The following is a 24,251-nucleotide window of genomic DNA, read 5'->3' as shown; positions in this document are numbered from 1 at the left end:
CCGACCCCGGGCCGGACACCGCCGACGCGGTGGGGTGGTGGAGCCGCGCGGCGTGGCTGACCCTCGGCGGACTCGTCCGGGGCCGGGCTGCGCAGGAGGCCGTGTCGTGGTCGCCGTTCGGCGTCGGCTACCACGGTGCGCGGTGGGAATCGGTTCCGCTCGGCGGTCCGGCAGGCTCCGGGGACGGCGCCTCGCACAGGTACTCGCACGGGGGCCCGGCATGACCGACACCAGACCCATCGCGGTGGTGGGCGCCACCGGTACCGGTAAATCGGAGCTCGCACTCGGGCTGGCCGAGACTCTCGGCGGTGAGGTGATCAACTGCGATGCCATGCAGCAATACCGCGGCATGGACATCGGCACCGCCAAGCTTTCCCCGGCGGACAGGCGTGGGATCCCGCACCATCGGCTCGACGTGCTGGAGGTGACCGAAACGGCCAGCGTCGCCGACTTCCGTGACGAGGCCGAGCGGGAGATCGCCGAGATCCGCGCCCGCGGGAACGTGCCGATCCTGTGCGGCGGTTCGATGATGTACCTCCAGGCGCTAATCGACGGCTGGTCCATCCCGGACACCGATCCGCAGGTGCGGGCCCGGTACGAGCGGCGGCTGGACGAGATCGGGGTCGAGGCGTTGCACGCAGAGCTCGCCGCGGTCGATCCCGAGGCCGCGCGGACGATCCTGCCGACCGACCCGCGACGAACGGTGCGGGCCCTCGAGGTGGTGGAGCTAACCGGACGGCCGTTCTCCGCCTCGCGGCCCACCATCGGCGAACCGCGGTGGGGTACCCGGATCCTCGGCGTCCGCTGCGAGCTGCCCGAGCTGGACGGTCGGCTGTCCAGGCGCACCGACGCGATGTTCGCAGGTGGGCTCGTCGACGAGGTGCGCCAGCTGGTGGGGAGGGGCCTGCTCGACGGTGTGACCGCCCGGCGCGCGATCGGGTACGCCCAGGTCCTGGACGAGATGGACGAGGACCTGGACATCGATGACGACGGGCTGGCCCGCGCCCGCGAACGGACGTTCATCGGTACCCGTCGCTACGTTCGGCGGCAACGATCCTGGTTCGGTCGCGACCACCGCATCCGGTGGATCGACACCGACACCCACGGCGACAGGTCAGGCCGCACCGACCCCCTGCGCGACGCACTGCAGATCCTGAAGGAGGCCGATGATGAGTGAGTCACGGTCCGGCCGCAGCCGGGTCCAGTCCGTCGACCGGACCTTCGCGCTCCTGGACGCCCTCGCGCTGCGCGGTGGACGTGCATCTCTTGGTGACCTGGTCGCCGATACCGGCCTGGCTGCCGCGACCGTTCACCGCCTGTGCGGGACGCTCGCCGAGAGCGGTCATCTACGCCGCGACGCCCGGCGGGACTACCTTTTGGGACCCCGCCTGCAGCGCGTCGGGGAGGCGGCCCGCCGCGCCACCTGGGAGTGGGCCGAGCCCGTCCTGCGGGCCGTGGTCGACGGCACCGGTGAGACCGCCAACATGGCCGTCCGCGAGGGTGACGGCGTGGTGTATCTCGCCCAGGTGCCGTCCCCCCACTCAATGCGGATGTTCACCGAGGTGGGGCGTCGGGTGGAGGTCCACTGCACCGCCGTGGGAAAGGCGCTTGTAGCCGGCGACGACGTCGACGAGGTCCGCACCATGCTCAGACGTTCGGGAATGCGTCGATACACGTCCTCAACAATTGTCGAGCCGGACGCGCTGATCGCCGAGCTCGATCGGGTCCGCAGTTTCGGGTTCGCCACCGATGAGTCCGAACAGGAGGAAGGCGTGCGCTGTGTGGCCATCGCGGTGGGCGAGGGCGCGGCGTCGTTCGCCATCTCCGCCTCGGGTCCGGAGGCCCGGTTCACCAAGGACCGCAGGGACGCCGCGGTCGGCATTCTCCGGTCGGCGGTGGCCGGTCTCCAGCCCTGATCTGCTTCGGTGATCGGCTGCCTGGCCTGTTCTTGTGTCGGTAGTCCTGGTCGGCGTCGAGCGAAAATGGCGAGAGCCCGCCCCCACCGTGGGCGGTGGGAGCGGGCTCTCTCGGCTCGGCCGGGCGGCGATCAGAGGCCGTTGGCGGCCTTGAACTCACGCCGGCGGCGGTGCAGGATCGGCTCGGTGTAACCCGAGGGCTGCGTGGTGCCTTCGACGATGAGCTCGCGGGCGGCCTGCCAAGCCGTGGACTCCTCGACGTTCGGGGCCATGTTTCGGTAGGCGGCGTCTCCGGAGTTCTGCTCGTCGACGATCGCCGCCATGCGGGTCAGCGAATCGACGACGATCTCCTCGGTCACGACACCGTGGCGGATCCAGTTGGCGAGCATCTGCGAGGAGATGCGCAGGGTGGCACGGTCCTCCATCAGGTCCACGTCGTGGATGTCGGGAACCTTGGAACAACCGACACCGTGCTCGACCCACCGGACGACGTAACCGAGGATGGTCTGGCAGGAGTTGTCGACCTCCTCCTTCTTCTCCTCGTCGGTCCATCCGGCGACCGTGTCCGGGGTCGCGAGCGGGATCGTGAGGATCTGATCGACGGTGGCCCGCCGACCGCCGGCGAGCAGCTCTTCCTGCTTGGCGGCTACATCGACCTGGTGGTAGTGGGTCGCATGCAGGGTGGCGCCGGTGGGGGACGGCACCCACGCGGTGTTGGCACCGGCACGCGGCTGGCCGATCTTCTCCTCGAGCATGGCGGCCATGAGTTCGGTCTTGGCCCACATGCCCTTACCGATCTGTGCACGACCACGCAGTCCCAGCGCGAGGCCGGTGTCCACGTTCCAGTCCTCGTACGCGGGCATCCACGCGGCGGACCGCATGTCGGCCTTGCGCACCATCGGTCCGGCTTCCATCGAGGTGTGGATCTCGTCGCCCGTGCGGTCGAGGAATCCGGTGTTGATGAACACGACGCGCTCGCGGGCCTCCGCGATGCAGGCCGCGAGGTTCACCGTCGTGCGGCGTTCCTCATCCATGATGCCGACCTTGAGGGTGTTGGTCGGCAGTCCGAGGAGCTTCTCGACGCGACCGAACAACTCGGTGGTGAAGGCGACTTCGTCCGGCCCGTGCTGCTTGGGCTTCACGATGTAGATCGACCCGGTCCGGCTGTTGCGGTGGTCGTTGTCCTCGGCCATGCCCGGGATCGCGCACAGCGACGTGATGAGGGCATCGAGGATGCCCTCGGGCAGCTCATTGCCCTCGGCGTCGAGCACGGCGGGGTTGGTCATCAGGTGTCCGACGTTGCGAACGAACAGCAGTGAACGGCCATGGAGGCGGACCTCGCCGGAGCCGTCCGGAGCGGTGAAGACCCGATCGTCGTTCAGCTTCCGGGTGATGGTCTTGCCATCCTTGACCAGTTCCTCGGTGAGGTCACCGCGGTTGAGGCCGAGCCAGTTGGTGTAACCGAGGACCTTGTCGTCGGCGTCCACGGCGGCGACTGAGTCCTCGAAGTCCATGATCGTGGTGACTGCGGACTCCAGCACGACGTCCTTGACGCCCGCCGAGTCGGTGGAACCGATGGGCGAGTCCGCATCGATCTGGATGTCGATGTGAAGGCCGTTGTGGCGCAGCAGGACGTTCGTCGGTGCGGCGGCGTCGCCGAGCAGACCGACTAACTGTGCCGGATCGGCGAGACCGGTGACCGAACCGTCGGCAACGGTGACCTGGAGCGCGCCGTCGACGATCGAGTACCCGGTGGAACCCACGTGGCTACCGGAGGCGAGCGGTGCTGCTTCGTCGAGGAACTCGCGAGCCCAGGCGATCACCTTGTCGCCCCGCACCTTGTTGTAGGAGGAGCCCTTCTCGGCGCCGTCGGCCTCGCTGATCGCGTCGGTGCCGTAGAGCGCGTCGTACAGCGAACCCCAGCGTGCATTGGCGGCGTTGAGGGCGAAGCGGGCATTGAGGATCGGAACGACCAGCTGCGGGCCGGCGATCGATGTGATCTCCTCGTCCACGTTCTCGGTGGACGCGGTCACTCCCTGGGGCTCGGGGACCAGGTATCCGATCTCCTGCAGGAACGCCTTGTACGCTGCGGGATCGATCGGAGCCGGGTTCTGCTGGTGCCAGGTGTCGATCTTCGACTGCAGCTCGTCACGCACCCCCAGCAGCTCACGGTTACGCGGTGCCAGGTCGGTGAAAATTTCGGCTGCGCCCGCCCAGAAAGCGTCGGGGTCGACCCCGGTACCCGGGATCGCCTGCGAGTTGACGAAGTCGTACAGGACCTTGTCCACTCGGATTCCGCCGACGGTGATGCGATCGGACATGGATGCTCTCCTCCTGCTAGGGGATCGTTCTCGCCTAAGACTCTAGTGGGCGCCTCGGACAGTGCCATCCCGTGTTTCCGCAGTGCGGAAAGGCGCCCTGAACGCCGTAGAATCCGGAGCATGGCTCTGAAACCTTCGGCGGCGCATTCAGGACTCGAGTTCCTCAAGGGACACGGCACCCTCAACGATTTCGTGATCCTGCCCGACGACGGGGCGGAGGTGGCACTTGACGAGGGCCTCGTGCGCGCACTGTGCGACCGACGGGCCGGGATCGGGGCCGACGGAGTCCTTCGCATCGCGACCGCCGGTGCGCTTCTCGACAAGGGAGTCCTGGACACCCTGCCCAATGGTGTCGGTGAGTCTGACTGGTTCATGGACTACCGCAACGCGGACGGATCGACCGCCGAGATGTGCGGTAACGGGGTTCGCGTCTTTGCCCATGTGCTGGTGTCGACCGGGCGCGCTACATCCGGAGAGGTGCGGGTGGGAACACGCTCGGGCCTGAGACCGGCCCGGGTACTCGAGCAGGACGGTGACCGAGCACTCGTCCGAGTCGACATGGGCGAACCCCGACTGCTGGGAGTGTCATATGCCCGCGTCGGGAGCAGGACTCTTGCAGGTATCGGCATCGACATGGGCAATCCCCATCTGGCGTGTGTGGTGCCCGAGCTGGACGAGGAATCCCTGCGCGCGTTACCCGTGGACCAGCAACCCGTCTTTGACACCGAGTTCTTCCCGGAAGGGGTCAACGTGGAGATTGCGACTCCGGTGCGGGACGGCAGGATCTCGATGCGCGTGCACGAACGCGGTGCCGGCGAGACGATGTCGTGTGGGACCGGAATCGTGGCTACTGCGGTGGCTGCGCTCGCAGATGCGGGAAGCGAGACCGGACAGGTGGTCGTGCAGGTTCCCGGAGGCGAAGTCGTGGTGGATCTCAGCGAGGGCGGGTCGGCGCTGACGGGCCCGTCGGTTCTTGTCGCGGAGGGAGTCTTTCGGGCCTCGTGACACCGTTACTGGGGCTCACTGTCTCTGGTTCGCGGAAGGCGGTTATGGCTGTGATGTGCGATAATGACTGGGAATGACTAACGAATCATGGGCCCCCGGCCGACAACGCACTGACCTCGACCCCTCCATCGGCGAGCTCCAGCTCGAGGAACGATCCTCGCTGCGACGAGTCGCGGGACTATCGACGGAACTCCAGGACGTCAACGACGCCGAGTACCGCCAGCTTCGTCTCGAACGTGTCGTCCTGGTGGGGGTGTGGACCGAGGGGACCTCTGCCCAAGCTGATGCAGCGATGACAGAACTGGCCCAACTCGCGGAGACTGCTGGGTCTGAAGTGTGTGATGCACTGATCCAACGTCGCGACAAGCCCGATGCGTCGACCTATATCGGCTCGGGCAAGGTGAGCGTGCTTAAGGACGTCATCGCCGCGACCGGTGCTGACACGGTGATCTGCGATGGCGAACTCACGCCGGGACAGTTGATCGCCCTGGAAAAGGCCGTCAACGTCAAGGTGATCGACCGCACCGCACTGATCCTGGACATCTTTGCCCAGCACGCCACGAGCCGTGAGGGTAAGGCGCAGGTCACGCTGGCGCAGATGGAGTACATGCTCCCGCGGCTCCGTGGATGGGGTGAGTCCCTGTCCCGTCAGGCTGGTGGACGAGCCGGCAGCAACGGGGGAGTTGGTCTCCGTGGTCCCGGTGAGACCAAGATCGAAACTGATCGCCGGCGTATCCGTGAGCGCATGGCCAAGCTGCGGCGTGAGATCAAGGGCATGAAGCAGTCTCGCGACACGAAGCGTCATCGCCGGCGTGCGACCCCGGTTCCCTCCATCGCGATCGCCGGGTACACCAATGCCGGGAAATCGAGTCTGTTGAACCGCATCACGGGTGCCGGAGTGCTCGTGCAGAACGCGTTGTTCGCCACACTGGACCCCACGACTAGACGGGCAGACCTCCCCGATGGTCGAACCGTGGTGTTCACAGACACCGTCGGATTCGTCCGCCATCTACCCACTCAGCTGGTCGAGGCCTTTAGATCGACGCTGGAAGAAGTTGTGGACTCCGAACTGCTGCTTCACGTTGTCGACGGGTCGGACGCGTTCCCCCTGCGTCAGATTGAGGCGGTCCGAAGGGTGATCCACGATGTCGTGGAGGAGCAGAACGCTGAACGACCCCGGGAACTCGTGGTGATCAACAAGATTGATACGGCGGATCCCGTGGTGCTCGCCGAGCTGCATCATGCCGTCCCGGATGCGGTGTTCGTCTCTGCTGCGACAGGCGAGGGCATGGACGGGCTCTTGCAGGCGATCATGGACATCATCGCTTCCGGCGATACGGAAGTGACGTTGATGGTGCCCTACTCGAGGGGTGATGTGATCTCCCGTGTGCACGCCGAGGGTGCGGTCATGGCGGAGTCGCATACTCCGGTGGGCACGAGGATCGTTGTTCGTCTGCCCCAATCCGTTGCCGGCGAAATGTCGGAGTTTATCGACGACGGAACACACGACGGCGCCGCCTGACCCGATATCTGGAGTCAGACGGCGCCGTGTAGCAGAACGTTGTCAGGCGATCACATTTTCCGGAATACGGTGACAACCTTGCCGAGTACCGTTGCGTGCTCACCGGGGATCGGACTGAAGGCGGGGTTGTGCGGGAGGAGCCACACTCCCGTCTCGTCCTTGCGGAAGGTCTTCACGGTTGCTTCGCCGTCAATCATGGCGGCGACGATCTCACCGTTGTCCGCGACATTCTGCTGCCTGACCACTACATAATCACCGTCGCAGATCGCCGCGTCGATCATCGACTCACCGACCACCTTGAGCATGAAGAGCTCGCCGGAGCCCACCAGATCTGCGGGCAGCGGGAACACTTCGTCCACCGCCTGTTCCGCGAGGATCGGGCCCCCTGCGGCTATCCGGCCGAGGATGGGAACGTAAACCGTCTCGACCGCTCCTGCCGGCCGGTCTGAGGCCGGGGCGGCAGCGCGCCGGCCACGGGACTTCTGACCGGGTACCCCGTGGACATCTACTGCGCGTGGCTTATGCGGGTCACGAGTGAGGAACCCCTTTTTCTCGAGCGTGCGGAGCTGGTGAGCAACCGAGGAGGTTGACTGCAGTCCTACCGCGTCACCGATCTCGCGGATGCTCGGTGGGTAGCCACGATCTTTAACAGTGTCGTGGATGTGCAGCAGCACGCTCTTCTGGCGTGCGGTGAGCGCTTCGAAGTCCGGCTTCGGCATCGCAGTGTCCCTTCAGCGAATGGATGTTCGACGTCAGTTTCTGTCTACACCCTAGACGGGTTCGCAGGAATGCGCCACACACCTGTTCGATGTTTTTCGGACGAGAATCGTGACTCTGTCGGAGTCGCGTGATACAACTCTAGGCAGTGTTCGAGTTCGAACAATCGTTTTGGGCAATGCATACAGTTGTGCGAGCCAATCTCGTACAGCCTGTCGAGCGAGGAGTTGTCATGGCCGTTCAGGAAATGCAGTCGTACGTCGGATCGGTGCCTGGTGTGATCGAAGTGTGCCCGGCTGATCACCAGGTCAGGCGGAGTTCCGCCGTTCATCGGGACCCCAGAGGACCGGTCCGTCATCAGAAGGCGACTGCCAGGGTGTCGGGTGCCCGACCGAGCCGGGGTCGGACTACGGAACGTCGACATGATGGTGGCGTGGCGAAGGGTAGTGTTCGACCCGTGGCGGTTCGTCGCGTCGGCTCTGAGCGCATTGCAGATGGCGGTCGTGCCATGTCTCGCTCTCTCGTACCGGCACAGGCTCCGGTTGCACCCGGTCGGCGAGTTCTCGTCCGATCCGCAGGCGACGTCCGGTCGTGCCGGGTCGAAGCCCCATCTGCCGGGCGGGTCGTGGACGATGTGCCGACGTGGGCCCTGGTGATCTGCGGAGTCCTGTTCGGTCTGGCGATGCTGCTCGCCCTGGCATTCCTGGGCGGCCCCGCCTATGCATGAGCATGGTGGGCTACTCCTAGACTGGAGCCGGGTCGGCAGGTGGCCGGCCCCGCCCCGGTGAGCACATCATCGCGGGGTGAAGGATCCGGTCGATGAAGGGCGGAACGGGAATGTACTGCCCGACATGCCATAACGAAGACTCACGTGTGATCGATTCGCGGTCGGTCGACGAGGGACAGGCGATCAGGCGTCGGCGCGAGTGCCCGGAGTGCGGCCACCGTTTCACCACGCTCGAGACCCCGCTGCTTACTGTCCTCAAACGCAACGGCGTGACGGAGTACTTCAGCCGCGACAAGGTCGTTCGCGGTGTGAGGCGAGCGTGCCAAGGGCGCTCTGTCGATGAAGCATCGCTTCGAAGGCTCGCACAGCAGGTAGAGGACGCGGTCAGGTCGCGGGGTGCCTCCGAGGTCCCCGCGCACGAGATCGGACTCGCGATTCTCGGTCCGCTCCAAGACCTGGACGAGGTGGCCTACCTGCGATTCGCGTCGGTATACAAACAGTTCAGCTCGGCCGATGATTTCGAGCGCGAGATCATTTCACTGCGCGAGCGACGCGAGACCCGCTAACAGCATTTCGGCTACCCGGTACGACGGGTCGCCAACGCGGTCTTGATCGCCTTGTCTATCCGTTCAGGAGAAACCGGTTGAGCGGTGCCCAGAGCTTGGGCGAACAGCCCGACGCGGTACTCCGCCAGTATCCAGCGCAGGTCACGTATCGCCCTGGCCCCACCCGGACGTCCCCGAAGCGTGGTGCACGCCTTCTCGACCGCAGCTTCCGACACCGCCAGACGCTTAGACAGTTCTGCATGACGACCCGGAGTTTTCTCCGCCATATCCAGACGCATCCCGACAGCCCGAACATGGCGTTCCAGGTGCGGAAGAATCGCCGCCGGATGGCGGGCCAGGAATCCCTTGCCCACCAGGTACTCCAGTGTGGGGCGCACCGCCTCGGCAATCGCCGTGGGAGTCTCCGCCAATCGGGCATTAACCTGCTGAGCCTGCACGAGAGCCATCACGACAGTGGAAATCGCGACGGCGACCGCTCCCGGCACCTCCGACGCGGCACGAGACCGTAAGGCGTCAAAATCCTGGACCGTCAACACCGGCGCGCCCTTGCGGCTGGCGATCAATCGTGCGGACACGGCCAACGAGGCATCCGAAACGAGCGCATCGATCCCGCCATACGGGTACTGGGTGAGTGCGAGGCGTTGCTCCACGGGCCGCCCCCGAATGATCGACGAGGACGACACCAGATCAACGGTCAGCAACGACAGCACCGACTTGGCCTGCAGCGTTCGCCGTTCCTCCTCCGTCGCACACGCCACACGGTGAAGCCCATCCTTGGCCACCCTGATGCCGGGGAACACGGTCACCTCGACACCATCGATCGTCCCGGTCACCGATTCGGGAAGGTCCCCGATGGTGTCGGTAGTCCACGCGGAGTGCGGGCCGTCGTCAGGGATCAGTTGGCGGTTGAGGGTGCTACGCACCGTCTCCGCAAGTCGGGTGCGGAGGGTCTTGAGGTCCGTCCCGGACTCAACCACCTCGTCACCGTCGAGGACCTCGAAACGCACCCGGAGATGATCCGGTAGCTGATCGGGCCTGAACTCCCGGGGATCGACTGTTGTGCCGATCCGTGCGGACAGTCCCTTCGCAAGTGCGACCGGCAGGGGCGCCGAGCGGGGCTTGACGTCCTCGACCAGTAGCCCCGCGAACTCCGCGGGAGGTGAACAGAGCCGACGCAGATACTTGGGCAACGTCCGCAGCATCTCCGTATAGAGCTCCTCGCGCATACCCGGCACGAGCCACTCGAAACCGGCGGCCGTCACCGAGGTGAGCTGCGGCAGCGGGATACGAACGGTGATGCCGTCCGCTGCCCCTCCGGGCTCAAACTCATAGCGCAACTCGAATCGACGGTCGCCCTGCTGCCAGTACGGCGGAAACGCAGAGGCATCCGGCGCCTTCTCCGACGTACGGATGTCCTCTGGCGTGAGCCTGAGCGCGTCAGGGTCGCGATGTCCCTTCTTCTTCCACCACGACTCAAGATGCCGACCCGACGTGATATCTGCAGGCAGACGCTGGAGATAGAAGTCCACCAGCGCGTCGTCATCAATCACCAGATCGCGACGGCGGCTGCGGGTCTCCAGCTCGCGGGCCTCGTCGACGGCCCGGGCGTTGTCCACGATGACCGGTACCCGGGTGGCCCATCGACCCTCGACGATGCCGTGGCGGACCAACATCTCCCGGGCCAGAGGTGCATCTACCCGGGAGAGCAGAATGCGCCGCGCTTCCACGACTGTCAGACCGAGCAGGAGCACCTTCTCGTAGGCCATCGCGGCACCCTGGGCATCGGACCAGTGAGGCTCCGAGTACTGGTTCCGAACCAGGTGCTTACCCAGTTGCTCGATCCACGCCGGATCGATCCGCGCCACGTCCCGGGCCCATAACCTTGAGGTCTCGACCAACTCGGACGCCATCACCCAGCGCGGCGGCTTCTTGGCCAGATCGGATCCGGGGAACACCTGGAAGCGGATCCCGCGGGTGCCACGGAACTCACGACCGTCCTCGTCCCGCATCCCGACGTTGGTGAGCAAGCCGGACAGTATCGCCTTGTGAAGATCGTCCTCGGCGGCGTGCCCGGACGGCGGGTGCCACCCGCGTTCCCGGCACATGCTGCGCAGTTGCGCGTTGAGGTCCTGCCACTCACGGATCCGTAACCAATGCAGGTACTCGGCCTTGCACATCTTCCGGAAGGCACTCCCGGACAGCTCCCGGCGCTGCTCGGTGATGTAGCGCCACAGGTTGAGGTATCCGAGGAAATCGGAACTCTTGTCGGTAAACCGACGGTGGAACTGATCGGCTTTGTCCCGCTCCTCAGCGGGCCGCTCGCGCACATCCTGCACGGTCAGAGCAGAGACCACGACGAGAATGTCGCCGAGTGAGCCGTTGTGGTGGCCCTCCACGACCATTCGGGCAAGCCTGGGATCGAGTGGGAGGAGCGCCATGTCACGACCGACCGCGGTCAGCCGGGGTCGCTCGTCGTCGTCGACCTCCAACGCCCCCAGTTCCGTCAGCAGCGTCATTCCATCCCGGACCGATTTCCGCTCCGGCGGTTCGACGAACGGAAAGTCATCTACCGGCCCCAGGTCGAGGTCGGCCATCGACAGGATCACCGACGCGAGGTTGGTGCGCAGGATCTCCGGATCGGTGAACTCGGGGCGGGACTCGAAGTCCTCCTCGGAGTAGAGGCGGATGCAGATGCCGTCGGCCACACGGCCACACCGGCCGGCCCGCTGCGCCGCGGAGGCCTGGGAGACGGGCTCAATCGGGAGTCGCTGGACCTTGGTGCGGGTCGAGTAGCGGGAGATACGCGCCAGGCCGGTGTCCACGACGTAGCGGATGCCGGGCACGGTGACAGAGGTCTCGGCGATGTTGGTCGAGAGCACGACGCGCCGGGTGGAGTGTGCGCGGAACGCTTTCTGCTGTTCGGCGGCGGTGAGTCGGGCGAACAGCGGGAAGATCTCGGTGTTGCGGAACTTTCGACCTCGCAACACCTCCTCGGCGTCGCGGATCTCGCGCTCGCCGGACAGGAACACCAGGACGTCGCCGTCGTCCTCCCGCAACAACTCGGCGACGGCGTCGGCGAGGGCGTCGAGTGGATCCAGATCCACCACCCGGTCGCCGTGCTCGACCTGCAGGGGCCGGTATCGGATCTCCACGGGGTAGGTCCGCCCGGAGACCTCGATGATCGGCGCGGGACGGCCCGAGGGGTCCGAGAAGTGGCGGGCGAACCGTTCGGGGTCGATGGTCGCGGAGGTGATGATCAGTTTGAGGTCGGGTCGCTTCGGCAGGATCTGCTTGAGGTACCCGAGCAGGAAGTCGATGTTGAGGCTGCGTTCGTGGGCCTCGTCGATGATGATCGTGTCGTAGGCTCGGAGCAGCCGGTCGCGTCGGATCTCGGCGAGGAGCACGCCGTCGGTCATGAGTTTGATCGCGGTGTCGGGGCTGGTGCGGTCGTCGAATCGCACCGCGGAGCCGACGAGCCCGCCGATCTGGACGTCGAGTTCGTCAGCGATGCGCTCGGCAACCGAGCGTGCGGCGAGCCGGCGCGGCTGGGTGTGGCCGATCATCCCGCGCACGCCGCGCCCGAGTTCGAGGCAGATCTTGGGGATCTGGGTTGTCTTGCCGGATCCGGTCTCGCCGGCGATCACCACCACCTGGTTCTCGCGGATGGCGCCGGCGATCTCGTCTCTGCGGGCACTGACCGGCAGCTGCGAGGGGTACTCGGGGGTGGGGATCGAGGCGGCACGGCGGGTGAGACGTTCGGCGGCGGCATCGACGCGACCGGATAGGTCGTCGAGTTGGTCGGCGCGGGCCCGGCGGATGCGGTTGCGCAGCCGGTGGGCGTCGAGGATGCCGATCTCGTCGAGCCGGACGAGCAGCTCGTGGCGGGCCCGGCGGAGCTCAGGGGAGGGCGCGGAGGACGACGACATGGTGCCCGCCAGGATATAGGCCGCCGCCCGGTGGTCAGTGTCCGCCGCTCTCCCGGCGCGATTGGACGCGGGCGTACCGCTCGTGGAGCCGTTCGCGGATCTCGTCCGGCTGATAGGCGCGGCGTTGCCGTTCGGACCGGATCGCGAGGATCCCGGTGGCGGCCACCCCTGCCGCACCGGCCGCGCCGACCAGCTTCCACCACTGCCGTCCTCGAAGTGCCATGCGACAACTGTAGGCGCGCACCGCCGGGCGCCTGGCAGGATCGGATCATGACCGTCGACACCGTGCCGCTCGCGGCCGCCGCCGAACGTACCCGGACCGGGGACCTGTGGGTGTTCCGCGGCCGTTCGACGGCCGATCGCCTCATCCAGACCCTGACCAACGCGCCGGTCAACCATGTGGGTGTCGCGGTTGTGCTCGACGACCTGCCGCCGTTGATGTGGCACGCAGAGATGGGCCGCGCCCTGCCGGATGTCTGGACCGGGCGTCACCAGCGCGGGGTGCAGCTCCACGTTCTCGAGGACGCGGTCCGTCAGTGGGCCGGGCCGTACGGGCAGCGGGCGTGGTTCCGTCAGATCTCCCCGGAGGTGGGTGAGGAGCAGGAGGCCGGGTTGCTCGAGTCGATCGCGCAGCTCAACGGCGTGTCATTTCCGTCGTCGGGGCGCCTGGCCGCGCGGTGGGCGCGTGGCCGCTGGGCGGCCCGCGGGAGTGGGAGCGGGGACGGCACGCCCGGTGCCCGAGGTGGCGGCGCCGGTGAAGATCGTGACGACGACGACAACACCGCTGGTACCCCCGACGCCGACCGTCGCGGGTGTCTGCGTCTCCCGCAGCTTCCCCGCCTGTCGGCAATCCGTCCGGTGAGAGCACGGGGCGATGCGAAGGCGGCCGGTGTCAGGACACCGGCTCGCCGGCTCGAGGCCGCGTACTGCGCGGAGGTCGTCGGGGCCACGCTCGAGGCGATGGGCATCCTGCTGCCCGCCGGGGACACCAGCTGGTACGACCCCGGTCGCTTCTGGAGCGGGGACCAGCTCCCGCTCGCCCCTGGCTGGGATTACGGCCGTGAGATCGCGGTGACGGTCAACCCTGCGACACCACGTCGCTGAGGTCGGCCTCCACCTCTTCGGGCGCCACCACCAGGAGTTCGTCGCCCGGCTCGAACGGGACGTCGGGTTCCGGCACGATCACCCGACCGCCGCGGAGGATCGCCACCAGCGCTGCGTCCCGGGGGAACTTCACCCGGCCGACCGGTCGCCCGGCCAGCGGTGTCTGCTCCGGCAGCGTGACGCTGACGATGTTCGCCCCGCCACGCCGCAGCGTCAGGAGCCGGACCACGTCACCGACGGATACGGCCTCTTCGACCATCGAGACGATGAGCCGCGGAGTGGAGACCGCGACATCCACGCCCCAGCGGTCGTCGAAGAGCCACTCGTTGCGGGGGTTGTTGACCCTCGCGATCACGCGGGAGACCGCGAACTCGGTTTTGGCGAGCAGACTCACGACGAGGTTCGCCTTGTCGTCTCCGGTGGCGGCCACCATGACATCGGCGTCCTCGACCCCGAGACGCGACAGCACGCTGAGCTCGCAGGCATCGCCGGTGAATTGGTCTGCGCCCTCGACGGGATCGTCGGAGAAGACGGAGTCATTCCTGTCGACGAGGGTCACGTGGTGGCCGCTGATGAGGAGTTCTCGTGCGATGGAGCGGCCCACGACTCCCGCGCCGGCCACCACGACGCGCAGGCTGGCCGACGTGACGCGCCGCACCGCATTGTTGTCCAGGAGACCGGTGCCGTCGGCGTAGTCGGGCACCTGGTCGTCGGTGATCGGCGTGTCGTTCATCGGCTGCCTATCCATCGCTCGCGTCCTCGTCGGCGGGTCCTTTTCCCAGGAGTTCGTCCAGTTCGGGCACGGCCGCGGAGGGGACGGCGAGGTGCAGTACGTCGTCGGCCTGCACAAGCGTGCGGGCGTCCGGGATCTGCCCTTCGCCGAACCGGGCGAGGGATACGGCGCGGCCCCCGACCTGGTGTGCCAGGGAGTCGACGGGGTGCCCGACCCAGGAGGGCGGGGCGTCCACCGCCACGATCGACACCGAGTCCGTCTGATCCCGCCAGACGACAGGGCTCGCGCCGGCGGTGATGTACCGGACGAGTCGAGCCGTAGCCCAGGACACGGTGGCGACGGTGGGGATCCCGAGTCGCTCGTAGACCTCGGCTCGACCGGAGTCGTAGATGCGCGCGATCACTCGCTCGAGTCCGAACGTCTCCCGGGCGACACGGGCGGCGATGATGTTGGAGTTGTCCCCGGACGAGACCGCGGCGAACGCGTCGGCCCCGTGGATGCCGGCCTCCTCCAGGACGGTCCTGTCGAAGCCGGTTCCGGTGACCGTCCTCCCGGAAAACGTGTCCGGGAGGCGGGTGAACGAGCGCGGTTCACGATCGATGACCACCACCTCGTGGTCGGCGATGTCCAGTTCGGTGGCGAGCGCCGCACCGACGCGCCCGCACCCCATGATGACGACCCTCATGGCGGTCCCACTCCTCACGGCGCACCGCACGTGCGTCCACCCGGTCACGCTACTTGCCGCGGCGGTGCTGTCGGTGACGGCGTGCGGGCCATACGATATGTCGGTGTCCAGGATCTCCAAGGTCTCAGTAGGAGCGAAGCGACTGCTCGTGGGTCGCCCGTTTCGCAGCGACACGATCGGTGCGACCAGGCTTCGCAAGCGGATCGCCCTGCCCGTGTTCGCCTCGGACGCGCTGTCGTCGGTGGCGTACGCGCCGCAGGAGATCTTCCTCGTGCTCTCGATGGGCGGGATGTCCGCTCTGGCGTTCACCCCGTGGGTGGGGCTGGCGGTCGCCGTCGTCATGGTCGTCGTCATCGCCTGTTACCGGCAGAACGTCCGCGCATACCCGTCGGGCGGCGGTGACTACGAGGTCGCGACGGTCAACCTGGGCCCCGGCGCCGGGCTCGGTGTCGGTGCCGCGCTGCTCGTCGACTACGTGCTCACGGTGGCGGTGTCGATCGCGGCGGCTGCCGAGAACATCGGATCGGCGATCCCGTTCGTCCACGACAACGAGGTGCTCTTCGCCGTTCTGGCGATCCTCGGTCTCACGGCGGCGAACCTGCGGGGCGTGCGGGAATCCGGAGCGATGTTCGCGGTGCCCGTGTATGCGTTCATGGCGGCCATGTCGGCGCTGGTCCTCTGGGGACTGTTCCAGGTCGATGTTCTCGACAACGGCCTGCGCGCCGAATCTGCGGGGTTCACGCTCGTCACCCCGGACGGGCTCTCGGTCACCGGGCTCGCGCTGGCCTTCATCGTCGCCAAGTCGTTCGCGTCGGGCTGCGCCGCACTCACGGGTGTCGAGGCGATCCACAACGGGGTCCCGGCGTTCCGCAAACCGCGCGCCCGGAACGCCGCCGCCACGTTGACCATCCTCGGCGTACTCCTGGTGTCGTTCCTGCTGGGCCTGATCGAGCTGGCCCGGCGGATGAGCGTCAAGATCGCCGAGGACCCGGCGACGCAGCTGATCGGCGCGCCCGAGGGCTACCGACAGAAGACGATGATCGCCCAGCTCGCCGAGCCGGTGTTCGCCGGCGCGCCCGTGGTGTTCTACGTGATCATGGGTGTCACCGGCCTCATCCTGGTACTCGCGGCCAACACGGCGTTCACCGGCTTTCCCATGCTCGCGTCCGTCCTCGCACGCGACAAGTACCTGCCACGCCAGCTCGCGACACGGGGCGACAGGCTCGCCTTCTCGAACGGCATCGTGCTGCTCTCGATCGCGGCCGCGGCGCTGGTCGTGATCTTCGATGCCAACGTCACGGAACTGATCCAGCTCTACATCGTCGGCGTCTTCGTGGCGTTCACGCTCGGCCAGTGGGGGATGGTCCGTCATTGGAACCGGCGCCTCGCACGAGAGGACGACCCCGTCCTGCGCCGGAGGGTGCGTCGAGCGCGCGCGGTCAACGCCACGGGCATGATGATGACGGCCTGCGTCCTGGTGATCGTCATGGCCACCAAGTTCCTGTCCGGGGCGTACATCGCGGTCCTGGGGATGGTGGTCCTGTTCGTCATGATGAAGCTGATCCGGCGCCACTACGACTCCGTCGCGAAGGAACTCGACGACTCGTCGTGGGAGGTCGTCCTGCCCAGCCGTACCCACTGCGTGATCCTGGTGTCCAAACTCCACCTCCCGACCCTGCGGGCGCTCGCCTATGCGCGTGCGACCCGTCCCGATTCGATCGAGGCGCTCACCGTCAACATCGATACCGCCGAGACCCGATCGCTGGTACGCGAATGGGAGAGCCGCGAGATCACGGTGCCGTTGAAGGTCGTGGAGTCCCCGTATCGGGAGATCAACAGACCCGTGGTGGACTATGTGAAGCGGCTACGCGCCCAGCACCCCCGCGACGTGGTGATCGTCTACATCCCCGAGTACGTCGTGGGCCGCTGGTGGGAACAGGTGCTCCACAATCAGAGCGCGCTGCGACTCAAATCGCGGTTGCTGTACGAACGAGGTGTCATGGTGACCAGCGTGCCGTGGCAGCTGTCCTCATCGGACGGTCGCGCGGAACAGACAAGTGATGCACCGATCGTCGGACGTTGGCGTGGACCGGAGGCGCAATGACACGACAGGAACCGACCGACTGGACGGGCCGCACCCTACAGGTCCGGGTGGAGGGTCCGGCTCACGGTGGTGAGTTCGTCGCCCGGCATTCCGGGCGGGTGATCTTCTGCCGCGGGGCCATCACCGGGGAACTCGCCGAGGTCGTCGTCGACGACGACCCGGGTCGCGGATTCTGCCGCGCCACCACCCGCGCCGTGCTGGAGCCCTCGCCGGCCCGGATCGAGCCGTGGTGCGCTGCGGCAGCAGCGGGAGCCGGATGTTGCGACTGGAGCACCATCGACCCGGCCGCCGCACGCCGATTCGCCGGGCAGATCCTGGCCGAGCAGGCCGAGCGGATCGGACGGTTCCGGGTTCCCACCTCCCCGACACCAGCCGAACTGCCCTGGGGCGATGCCGCGATCATGGGGTGGCGCACGGTTGCCCGGTGGGTCACGGGTCCGGACGGCCGGCCCGGATTCCGGCGTGCCCGGTCCGGTGAGGTGATCACCGAGCCCTGCAGCCAGCCCGACGATCGATTGACGGACGCCGTGCTCGAGGCCCGGTTCGCAGCGCACCGCGAGGTGCTGGGAGTCCTCGACGACGACGGCGTGGTCCACGTGGCCCATCGCGGGATGGCCGACGATCGGCCGCGCGGGCGCAGCCGGTCGTCCGCCAGATCCGCGGCGACGAGGGCTCGTGCCCGCCGGGCGCGGGAACGGGACTGGGAGTTCGTCACGGGCGGACCGACAATGGTCAGACGAGTCGCCGACCAGACGTGGCAGCTTCCGGTGGACTCCTTCTGGCAGGCGCACCGTTCGGCGGCCACGCACTACAGCGAGGCGATACGCGCAGCGCTGACTTCGGCCCCGGGCCTCACGGAGGAGCCTGTCGTCTGGGACCTCTACGGCGGTGCCGGCGTGTTCGCCGCGGCCGTGAAAGAGGCATTGCCGGGCGCGCGCGTCACCGTCGTCGAGTCCTCTCCCGGGTCGCTGGCGGCAGCCGAGTCCACGCTGGGCTGCGACCCCGGCATCCGGACCGTCCGCTCCCGGGTTGAGTCATTTCTCGAGCAGTACGAGACCTCGTCGGACCGGGACGCGCCCGACGTGGTGGTACTGGACCCGCCTCGGGGAGGGGCGGGCATCCCGGTGATGGAGGCGGTGGCCGCCCGCACCCGGTCCAGGGTCGTACACGTCGGTTGCGATCCGGCCAGCCTCGCGCGCGACGTGGGAGTTCTCGTCGCCGCCGGGTGGACGGTGCAGCACTTTCGCGGTGTCGCTGCGTTCCCCGGGACCCATCACATCGAGGGAATCGCGATTCTGGACGCGCCCGATAGCTGACGATGGGAACGTGATCGGCGCCTCAGAGGGCCGACCACGATCATGCGTACGGACGGCCAGCCCGTAGACTGGCCGTTCGACCCAGCGGGGTGTAGGTCAGGGAAGGGGCGATCGACGGCAATGGGCGTGCTCGATGAGGTGGATGGCCCCTCTGATCTCCGGGGACTGAGCTCCGACCAGCTGAGTGAGCTGTGCGGTGAAATCCGGGAGTTCCTCATCCGCAAGGTCGCGGCGACGGGCGGGCACCTCGGCCCGAACCTCGGCGTGGTCGAGCTGACCATCGCCCTGCACCGGGTATTCGATTCGCCCCGGGACCCGATCATCTTCGACACCGGTCACCAGTCGTATGTGCACAAGATGCTCACCGGTCGCCGGGACCAGTTCGACGGACTCCGGTCCCGCGGTGGACTGTCCGGCTACCCGTGTCGCGCGGAGAGCGAACACGACATCGTCGAGTCCTCCCACGCCACGGCATCGCTGTCCTATGCGGACGGGATGGCCAAGGCGTTCGCCTTGCGCGGGGAGGCCGATCGCACGGTCGTCACCGTCATCGGAGACGGCGCCATGACAGGCGGTATGGCCTGGGAGGCGCTGAACAACATCGCGGCCGCCAAGGACCGTCCGATGGTCATCGTCGTCAATGACAATGGTCGGTCGTACTCACCGACCATCGGCGGTATCGCCGACCGGTTGGGCGCGCTACGCCTGCAGCCCGCGTACGAGAAGGCGATGGACCGCACCAAGACCGCACTGACGTCCCGTAAGGGGCTGGTCAGCCAGGCCGTCTATTCGGTGCTTCACGGCATCAAGACCGGCCTGAAGGATGCGGTTTCACCCCAGGAACTCTTCGCCGACCTCGGCATCAAGTACATCGGCCCCGTCGACGGACATAATCTCGCGGCCACCGAGGCCGCGTTGCGTCTGGCCAAGGATTTCGGCGGTCCGGTGATCGTGCACGCCGTCACCCGCAAGGGCATGGGCTACGTGCATGCGGAGAACAACGTGGCCGACCAGATGCACGCCACCGGGGTCATCAACCCGGACACCGGCAAGCCCCTGTCCGCCTCATCCTCCACGGACTGGACCTCCGTGTTCTCCGACGAACTCTGCACGATCGGCGCCGAGCGGGACGACGTCGTGGCCATCACCGCCGCGATGGCGGGTCCGACCGGACTCACCGCGTTCGGCAAGCGTTTCCCGGAGCGGATGTTCGACGTGGGGATCGCCGAGCAGCATGCCGTGGCCTCTGCGTCCGGTCTGGCCCTGGGTGGAATGCACCCGGTCGTGGCCGTCTACTCCACGTTCCTCAACCGCGCTTTTGATCAGCTGCTGATGGACGTCGCGCTGCTCGGCCAGCCGGTGACGATGGTGCTGGACAGGTCCGGCGTCACGGGCCCGGATGGCGCGAGCCACAACGGAATGTGGGATCTGTCGCTCACCGGCATCGTGCCGGGTATTCGCGTGGCCGCGCCCCGCGACGAGGTGACGTTGCGTCAGGAACTCCGTGAGGCGGTGGCGGTGACGGACGGGCCGACGGTCGTTCGCTTCCCCAAGGGCACCGTGGGGGCGCCTGTTCCGGCACTTGACACCACCGAAGACGGCGTCGACCGGATCCACGGGAACGGTTCGGCAGACGTGCTGATCGTGGCCGTGGGATCCATGGCGGTCCCCGCTGTCGCCGCGGCACGGGCGTTGGAAGAGTCAGGCATCACCGTCGATGTGGTGGACCCACGCTGGGTCTATCCGGTGCCGGCGTCCATCGTCGAGGCCGCACGGAGCCGACGTCTCGTGGTGACCGTCGAGGACAACGGACTGCACGGGGGAGTCGGATCCGCGGTGTGCGCCCGACTGGATGCGCAGGGTGTCCGGACCCAACGATTGGCTCTCGGCCTGTCGCAGGAGTTCCTGGACCACGCCTCACGGGGCGAAATCCTCGCCGATGCGGGCCTGACACCCGAGGGAATCGCCACCTCGATCCGCGAGCGGCTCGCCGGATAGAGCTCCGACAGAAGCGCTCCCGAGACCGCCATGCACATCGCGGGCGCGGGGACTCGGTGGTCAGCCGGCCGCGCGGAACTCCCTGACAGCCTCGAGCAAGGGGCCGGAGGTGAGATCGAGCTGCCACTGCCGTGCGTCATCTCCCCGCAGCACAGAGTCGAGAAGCTCTCCGTCGTCTGATGGTCGGGTCGTGGCGGCGCGCCACACCCACAACCGCAGCGAGGCGGGCTTGAGCAGGAGGCCGGTTTCGAGTCCCAACTCGTCGGCCAGGGCACTGAGGTGAGTGCGGGCCAGTTCCAACAGTGCCGCGGCCTCGGGCTCGTTGCGTTTCCACGACGCATGAGGCGGATGCTCACCGCGCGGTGCACGCCGTGAGGGCAGGTCCTCCCGGCCGAGGCCGTCCGCCCATTCGAGCGCGGCGAGCCAGTCCCCGGCCATGCGTCGACGGTGCGGGCCGTCGAATCCATCGATCGCGAGCAGTGCCGACTTGCTCGTCGGGCCCACACGAGAAGCCTCGATGATCGCGGCGTCGGACAGCAGACGCTTCGGAGCCACGTCGTGGCTCTCGGCTAAACGATCCCGCGCCATCCAGAGCTCGCGGGCACGGGCGAGCTGTCGAACATCCCGTAGCGACGACAGCCGCGACAGCCGACGCCACGGTTCCACAGCCGGCGGGGCGGGAGGCGCCTGGACGAGATGGCGGCATTCCGCCTCGAACCACTCCCGGCGCCCCAGTTCGTCGAGTCGGGGCAGCACCGCGTCAGCCAGTTCGTGGAGAAAAAGGACGTCGTAGGCCGCATAGTCGAGCCACGAATCCGGAAGCGGACGGCGGGACCAGTCGGCGGCCGAATGGGCTTTGGCGAGACCGATGCCGAGGTGTTCGGAGATCATCGCGCCGAGGTTGACGCGCTCGATGCCGAGGAAACGGCCCGCCAGTTCGGTATCGATCAGCGATGAGGGAACGATGCCGAGCTCCCGCAACGAGGGCATGTCCTGGCTCGCCGCGTGGAAAAGAAGTGGCCGCTCGGAGAGCAGCTCGGCCAAGGGCCCGACCGTCCGGCCCGGCGTCTCCGGGTCGACCAACAGGGCGGGACCGTCGGTGGGGCGCAGCTGGAGCAGGAACGCGCGCTCGGAGTAGCGGATTCCCGACGCCCGCTCGACATCCACCGCGACCGCCCCTGACGAGTCGGTCAACGCTTTTGCCACGGAATCGATGCCGGCGGTGTCGTCGACGAACTCGTACCGGGCTGGCGGGGGAGGGGAACCAGGCGGGGTCTCGCCCCGGCGGCGGGCGCTCACGCGCGACGATGCAGCGACGTGACGCCGACGGGCGGTAAGCCTGCTGCGAGGGCCAACGTCCTGCAGAAGGCGGAGGCGTGGCCCGTCAGATCGGACTCGAGTGCGGTCCACGACGCCCGGAGTTCGAGCTGGTGCGCCTGGGGCGGTCCCGCGATATCGCCATAGCGGACCGATGCCGTGCTCGTGACCGTGCCGCCGAGCGCGGTGTAGGGGCCGGCGTCCTCGTCGAGGGCCTCGGTCAGCCAACTCCACGCCACCTGGGGCAGGAGTGGATCGCCCGCCAGCGCGGCCTCCATGTCGGCCTGGATGTAGGCCACCAGTCGCAGGGTGCCGTTCCAGGCGTCGTCACCGGACGGATCGTGGAGCAGGATCAGGCGGCCGAACGCGTCACCGTCGGAGAACTCCGGCACGTCGTCGCCCGAGGGCGGCATGATCTCGACACCCAGGGCATGGCTGAAGGGGGCGAGCCGCTGTGGGGGACGGATCGGACCGACCGAGATCTCGGGGCGGACCTCGAGTCGCGACAGGGACTCGACCGCCTCCCGGAAGACCTCGGGCTCGCCGTCATTGACCGATGTACTCACAGTCCGTGAGGCTAGCGATCGGCCACCGACGTGCTCCGGAGGCGCGCCGTCGACGGTCCGGGTGGGCTGGCGGCCCGGATCCTCGCGGACATGGGACTATGGGGTCGTGCAGAACTCCGACATGCCTTCGACCTCCCCTTCCGCCGACGCCATGCCCGGTGCCACGGCCGGCGCCGCCACCGGCCGACGTCCGGGAACCGGCCCGTACCTCGACGAGGTGACCGGCGCGGGCGGCACTCACACCCCGGTGTGGTTCATGCGCCAGGCGGGTCGATCGCTGCCCGAGTACAAGAAGGTCCGCGGCAGCTCCTCCATGCTCGAGGCGTGCTTCGACCCGGCCATGACGTGTGAGATCACCCTGCAGCCGGTTCGGCGCCACGGCGTGGACGCCGCGATCTTCTTCTCCGACATCGTGATCCCGCTCGCCGCGGCGGGAGTGGACATCGACATCGTGCCCGGCGTGGGACCGGTCGTGGCGGAACCGATCCGCGACGAGGCTGGAATCGCGGCGTTCCCCGAGCTGACCCCGGACCGGTTGGGCCAAATCGAGGAGGCCGTCCGCCTCATCATCGGCGAGCTGGACCCGTCCGTGGCCCTCATCGGGTTCGCCGGGGCGCCGTTCACGTTGGCCTCCTACCTGATCGAGGGTGGACCGAGTCGCAACCACGAGCACACCAAGTCGCTCATGTACTCGCGACCGGACCTGTGGAACGACTTGATGTCCAAGATCGCCGACCTCACCACGGTCTTCCTGCGCGCCCAGGTGGGGGCCGGGGTCGACGCGGTGCAGCTGTTCGACTCCTGGGCCGGCGCACTCACGCAGCGTGACTACCGGTCGCTTGTGCTTCCGCACTCGACGCGCATCTTCGCCGACGAGTTGGTCTCCAGCGTGCCCCGCACCCACTTCGGCGTCGGCACCGGCGAGCTGCTCGGTGCGATGGGCGAGGCCGGCCCGGAGGTCGTGGGCGTGGACTGGCGGATCCCGCTGGACGCTGCCGCGACCCGCGTCCCCGGCAAGGTGCTGCAAGGCAACCTCGACCCGGCGATGCTGTTCGCTGACCGCTCCGCCCTAGACGCCGAGGTCACACGCATCGTCGAGGAGGGGCGTCGCGCCCGCGAGGCCGGCGCCCGGGGGCACGTGTTCAACCTCGGACACGGGGTGCTGCCCAGCACCGATGCGACCGTGGTGACCCACGTCGTGGAGCTCGTGCACGAGTTGACCGCGAACGGATGACCGGACCCAGCGTCGCCGTGGTGGGCGGCGGCCTCAGCGGACTGACCGCCGCCTATCAACTGTCCCGCGATCTGCCGGGGGCCCGGATCACCGTGCTCGAGGCGTCCCCGGCGCCCGGCGGATGCCTTGACACCGTCGACTTTCCGTCCGGGCCGATGGAGCTCGGCGCCGAGGCGTTCATCGGCCGCCGACCCGAGGCGGCCGAGTTGGTGGCCGAACTCGGCCTGGCCGACGCACTGCAGCACCCGAGCGGGCGTAGCGCGTCGATCCTGACCGGCGGCCGACTGGTGTCGATGCCCGCCGGCACCCTGATGGGACTGCCCTCGGACGCGTCGACGCTGGGCGAGGTGCTCGACCCCGCCGACGTGGAGCGTGCCGCACGCGAGACCGAGCTCCCGCTCGACTGGGAGGCCGGCGGGGACGTGTCCCTGGGCGGGCTGGTCGCCGAACGCTTCGGGCCGGCCGTCGTGACGCGCCTGGTCGACCCCATGCTC

19 protein-coding genes and 1 pseudogene are annotated in these 24,251 nt (G+C 67.7%); 12 read left to right on the top strand and 8 right to left on the bottom strand.

Features of this window, described 5'->3' with window-relative positions; genetic code table 11:
* From G6016_RS00255 to G6016_RS00245, 3 genes and pseudogenes are all read left to right on the top strand, one after another.
* Window positions 1-224, top strand: a pseudogene (locus tag G6016_RS00255) (hypothetical protein); the annotation flags it as partial.
* Window positions 221-1,177 carry a tRNA (adenosine(37)-N6)-dimethylallyltransferase MiaA gene (gene miaA / locus G6016_RS00250; RefSeq protein ID WP_182630711.1) on the top strand — a complete coding sequence of 319 codons (957 nt, stop codon included), beginning with the start codon at window positions 221-223 and terminating at the stop codon, window positions 1,175-1,177. The pseudogene G6016_RS00255 and the gene miaA, both read left to right, overlap by 4 nt.
* Window positions 1,170-1,916, top strand: coding sequence for an IclR family transcriptional regulator (locus G6016_RS00245; RefSeq protein ID WP_182630710.1), 747 nt, complete (start codon window positions 1,170-1,172; stop codon window positions 1,914-1,916). Before miaA ends, G6016_RS00245 begins: the two co-directional genes overlap by 8 nt.
* 131 nt (window positions 1,917-2,047) lie before the next feature.
* Here the strand turns inward: G6016_RS00245 and G6016_RS00240 are convergent, their stop codons facing one another.
* Entirely contained in the window at window positions 2,048-4,237 is a 2,190-nt protein-coding gene (locus G6016_RS00240) for a malate synthase G (RefSeq protein ID WP_182630709.1), read from the bottom strand.
* 120 nt (window positions 4,238-4,357) lie between these two features.
* Between G6016_RS00240 and dapF the strand changes: the two genes are divergently transcribed.
* Window positions 4,358-5,242, top strand: a complete 885-nt coding sequence (dapF, locus tag G6016_RS00235; protein ID WP_182630708.1) for a diaminopimelate epimerase — start codon at window positions 4,358-4,360, stop codon at window positions 5,240-5,242.
* A gap of 73 nt (window positions 5,243-5,315) precedes the next feature.
* Window positions 5,316-6,764 carry a GTPase HflX gene (gene hflX / locus G6016_RS00230; protein ID WP_182630707.1) on the top strand — a complete coding sequence of 483 codons (1,449 nt, stop codon included), beginning with the start codon at window positions 5,316-5,318 and terminating at the stop codon, window positions 6,762-6,764.
* Window positions 6,765-6,814: 50 nt separating this feature from the next.
* On the opposite strand, the gene lexA is transcribed toward hflX, so the two are convergent.
* Entirely contained in the window at window positions 6,815-7,483 is a 669-nt protein-coding gene (gene lexA / locus G6016_RS00225) for a transcriptional repressor LexA (RefSeq protein WP_182630706.1), read from the bottom strand.
* A gap of 835 nt (window positions 7,484-8,318) precedes the next feature.
* On the opposite strand from lexA, the gene nrdR reads away from it, so the two are divergent.
* Window positions 8,319-8,774, top strand: a complete 456-nt coding sequence (nrdR, locus tag G6016_RS00220) for a transcriptional regulator NrdR (protein ID WP_182630714.1) — start codon at window positions 8,319-8,321, stop codon at window positions 8,772-8,774.
* Window positions 8,775-8,785: 11 nt separating this feature from the next.
* On the opposite strand, the gene hrpA is transcribed toward nrdR, so the two are convergent.
* Window positions 8,786-12,700, bottom strand: a complete 3,915-nt coding sequence (gene hrpA / locus G6016_RS00215) for an ATP-dependent RNA helicase HrpA (protein WP_182630705.1) — start codon at window positions 12,698-12,700, stop codon at window positions 8,786-8,788.
* A gap of 34 nt (window positions 12,701-12,734) precedes the next feature.
* The gene (locus tag G6016_RS00210; RefSeq protein ID WP_182630704.1) at window positions 12,735-12,923 is read right to left on the bottom strand and encodes a hypothetical protein; all 189 of its coding nucleotides are present in this window, start codon (window positions 12,921-12,923) and stop codon (window positions 12,735-12,737) included.
* Between the two features lie 47 nt (window positions 12,924-12,970).
* Here G6016_RS00210 and G6016_RS00205 point away from each other — a divergent pair, with 47 nt between their 5' ends.
* Window positions 12,971-13,804 (top strand): hypothetical protein, encoded by an 834-nt coding sequence (locus tag G6016_RS00205; protein ID WP_182630703.1) that lies wholly within the window; start codon window positions 12,971-12,973, stop codon window positions 13,802-13,804.
* Here the strand turns inward: G6016_RS00205 and G6016_RS00200 are convergent.
* Window positions 13,779-14,438 carry a potassium channel family protein gene (locus tag G6016_RS00200; protein WP_182630713.1) on the bottom strand — a complete coding sequence of 220 codons (660 nt, stop codon included), beginning with the start codon at window positions 14,436-14,438 and terminating at the stop codon, window positions 13,779-13,781. The two genes, G6016_RS00205 and G6016_RS00200, sit on opposite strands and share 26 nt — an antisense overlap.
* A 106-nt stretch (window positions 14,439-14,544) precedes the next feature.
* Window positions 14,545-15,222, bottom strand: coding sequence for a potassium channel family protein (locus G6016_RS00195; RefSeq protein ID WP_182630702.1), 678 nt, complete (start codon window positions 15,220-15,222; stop codon window positions 14,545-14,547).
* 112 nt (window positions 15,223-15,334) lie between these two features.
* Between G6016_RS00195 and G6016_RS00190 the strand changes: the two genes are divergently transcribed.
* The 3 genes from G6016_RS00190 (at window position 15,335) to dxs (ending at window position 20,640) form a co-directional block, all read left to right on the top strand.
* The gene (locus tag G6016_RS00190; protein WP_182630712.1) at window positions 15,335-17,326 is read left to right on the top strand and encodes an amino acid permease; all 1,992 of its coding nucleotides are present in this window, start codon (window positions 15,335-15,337) and stop codon (window positions 17,324-17,326) included.
* Entirely contained in the window at window positions 17,323-18,642 is a 1,320-nt protein-coding gene (locus G6016_RS00185; protein WP_182630701.1) for a class I SAM-dependent RNA methyltransferase, read from the top strand. The genes G6016_RS00190 and G6016_RS00185 overlap by 4 nt, the downstream gene beginning before the upstream one ends.
* A 120-nt stretch (window positions 18,643-18,762) precedes the next feature.
* Window positions 18,763-20,640 carry a 1-deoxy-D-xylulose-5-phosphate synthase gene (dxs, locus tag G6016_RS00180; RefSeq protein ID WP_182630700.1) on the top strand — a complete coding sequence of 626 codons (1,878 nt, stop codon included), beginning with the start codon at window positions 18,763-18,765 and terminating at the stop codon, window positions 20,638-20,640.
* Between the two features lie 60 nt (window positions 20,641-20,700).
* Here dxs and G6016_RS00175 read toward each other — a convergent pair whose 3' ends face one another.
* Both G6016_RS00175 and G6016_RS00170 read right to left on the bottom strand, forming a co-directional pair.
* The gene (locus tag G6016_RS00175) at window positions 20,701-21,939 is read right to left on the bottom strand and encodes an HRDC domain-containing protein (RefSeq protein ID WP_182630699.1); all 1,239 of its coding nucleotides are present in this window, start codon (window positions 21,937-21,939) and stop codon (window positions 20,701-20,703) included.
* Window positions 21,936-22,523, bottom strand: a complete 588-nt coding sequence (locus tag G6016_RS00170; RefSeq protein ID WP_182630698.1) for a DUF3000 family protein — start codon at window positions 22,521-22,523, stop codon at window positions 21,936-21,938. Before G6016_RS00170 ends, G6016_RS00175 begins: the two co-directional genes overlap by 4 nt.
* A 151-nt stretch (window positions 22,524-22,674) precedes the next feature.
* Between G6016_RS00170 and hemE the strand changes: the two genes are divergently transcribed.
* Entirely contained in the window at window positions 22,675-23,757 is a 1,083-nt protein-coding gene (gene hemE / locus G6016_RS00165; protein WP_380023526.1) for a uroporphyrinogen decarboxylase, read from the top strand.
* Window positions 23,754-24,251: FAD-dependent oxidoreductase (locus G6016_RS00160; RefSeq protein WP_182630696.1), on the top strand; the 498-nt coding region annotated here is incomplete at its 3' end. The genes hemE and G6016_RS00160, both read left to right, overlap by 4 nt.

Source organism: Dietzia aerolata (assembly GCF_014144865.1).
Taxonomy (GTDB): Bacteria; Actinomycetota; Actinomycetes; order Mycobacteriales; family Mycobacteriaceae; genus Dietzia; species Dietzia aerolata.
This window is presented reverse-complemented; position numbering and strand designations above follow the sequence as displayed.

Bases quoted from the DNA above. Each gene is read 5' to 3' on its own strand.
- G6016_RS00185 (WP_182630701.1), top strand. From the start codon at position 17,323: ATGACACGACAGGAACCGACCGACTGGACGGGCCGCACCCTACAGGTC.
- hemE (WP_380023526.1), top strand. From the start codon at position 22,675: ATGCCCGGTGCCACGGCCGGCGCCGCCACCGGCCGACGTCCGGGAACC.
- G6016_RS00240 (WP_182630709.1), bottom strand. From the start codon at position 4,237: ATGTCCGATCGCATCACCGTCGGCGGAATCCGAGTGGACAAGGTCCTG.
- G6016_RS00210 (WP_182630704.1), bottom strand. From the start codon at position 12,923: ATGGCACTTCGAGGACGGCAGTGGTGGAAGCTGGTCGGCGCGGCCGGT.
- dxs (WP_182630700.1), top strand. From the start codon at position 18,763: ATGGGCGTGCTCGATGAGGTGGATGGCCCCTCTGATCTCCGGGGACTG.
- nrdR (WP_182630714.1), top strand. From the start codon at position 8,319: ATGTACTGCCCGACATGCCATAACGAAGACTCACGTGTGATCGATTCG.
- hflX (WP_182630707.1), top strand. From the start codon at position 5,316: ATGACTAACGAATCATGGGCCCCCGGCCGACAACGCACTGACCTCGAC.
- hrpA (WP_182630705.1), bottom strand. From the start codon at position 12,700: ATGTCGTCGTCCTCCGCGCCCTCCCCTGAGCTCCGCCGGGCCCGCCAC.
- dapF (WP_182630708.1), top strand. From the start codon at position 4,358: ATGGCTCTGAAACCTTCGGCGGCGCATTCAGGACTCGAGTTCCTCAAG.
- lexA (WP_182630706.1), bottom strand. From the start codon at position 7,483: ATGCCGAAGCCGGACTTCGAAGCGCTCACCGCACGCCAGAAGAGCGTG.
- G6016_RS00205 (WP_182630703.1), top strand. From the start codon at position 12,971: ATGACCGTCGACACCGTGCCGCTCGCGGCCGCCGCCGAACGTACCCGG.
- G6016_RS00195 (WP_182630702.1), bottom strand. From the start codon at position 15,222: ATGAGGGTCGTCATCATGGGGTGCGGGCGCGTCGGTGCGGCGCTCGCC.
- G6016_RS00245 (WP_182630710.1), top strand. From the start codon at position 1,170: ATGAGTGAGTCACGGTCCGGCCGCAGCCGGGTCCAGTCCGTCGACCGG.
- miaA (WP_182630711.1), top strand. From the start codon at position 221: ATGACCGACACCAGACCCATCGCGGTGGTGGGCGCCACCGGTACCGGT.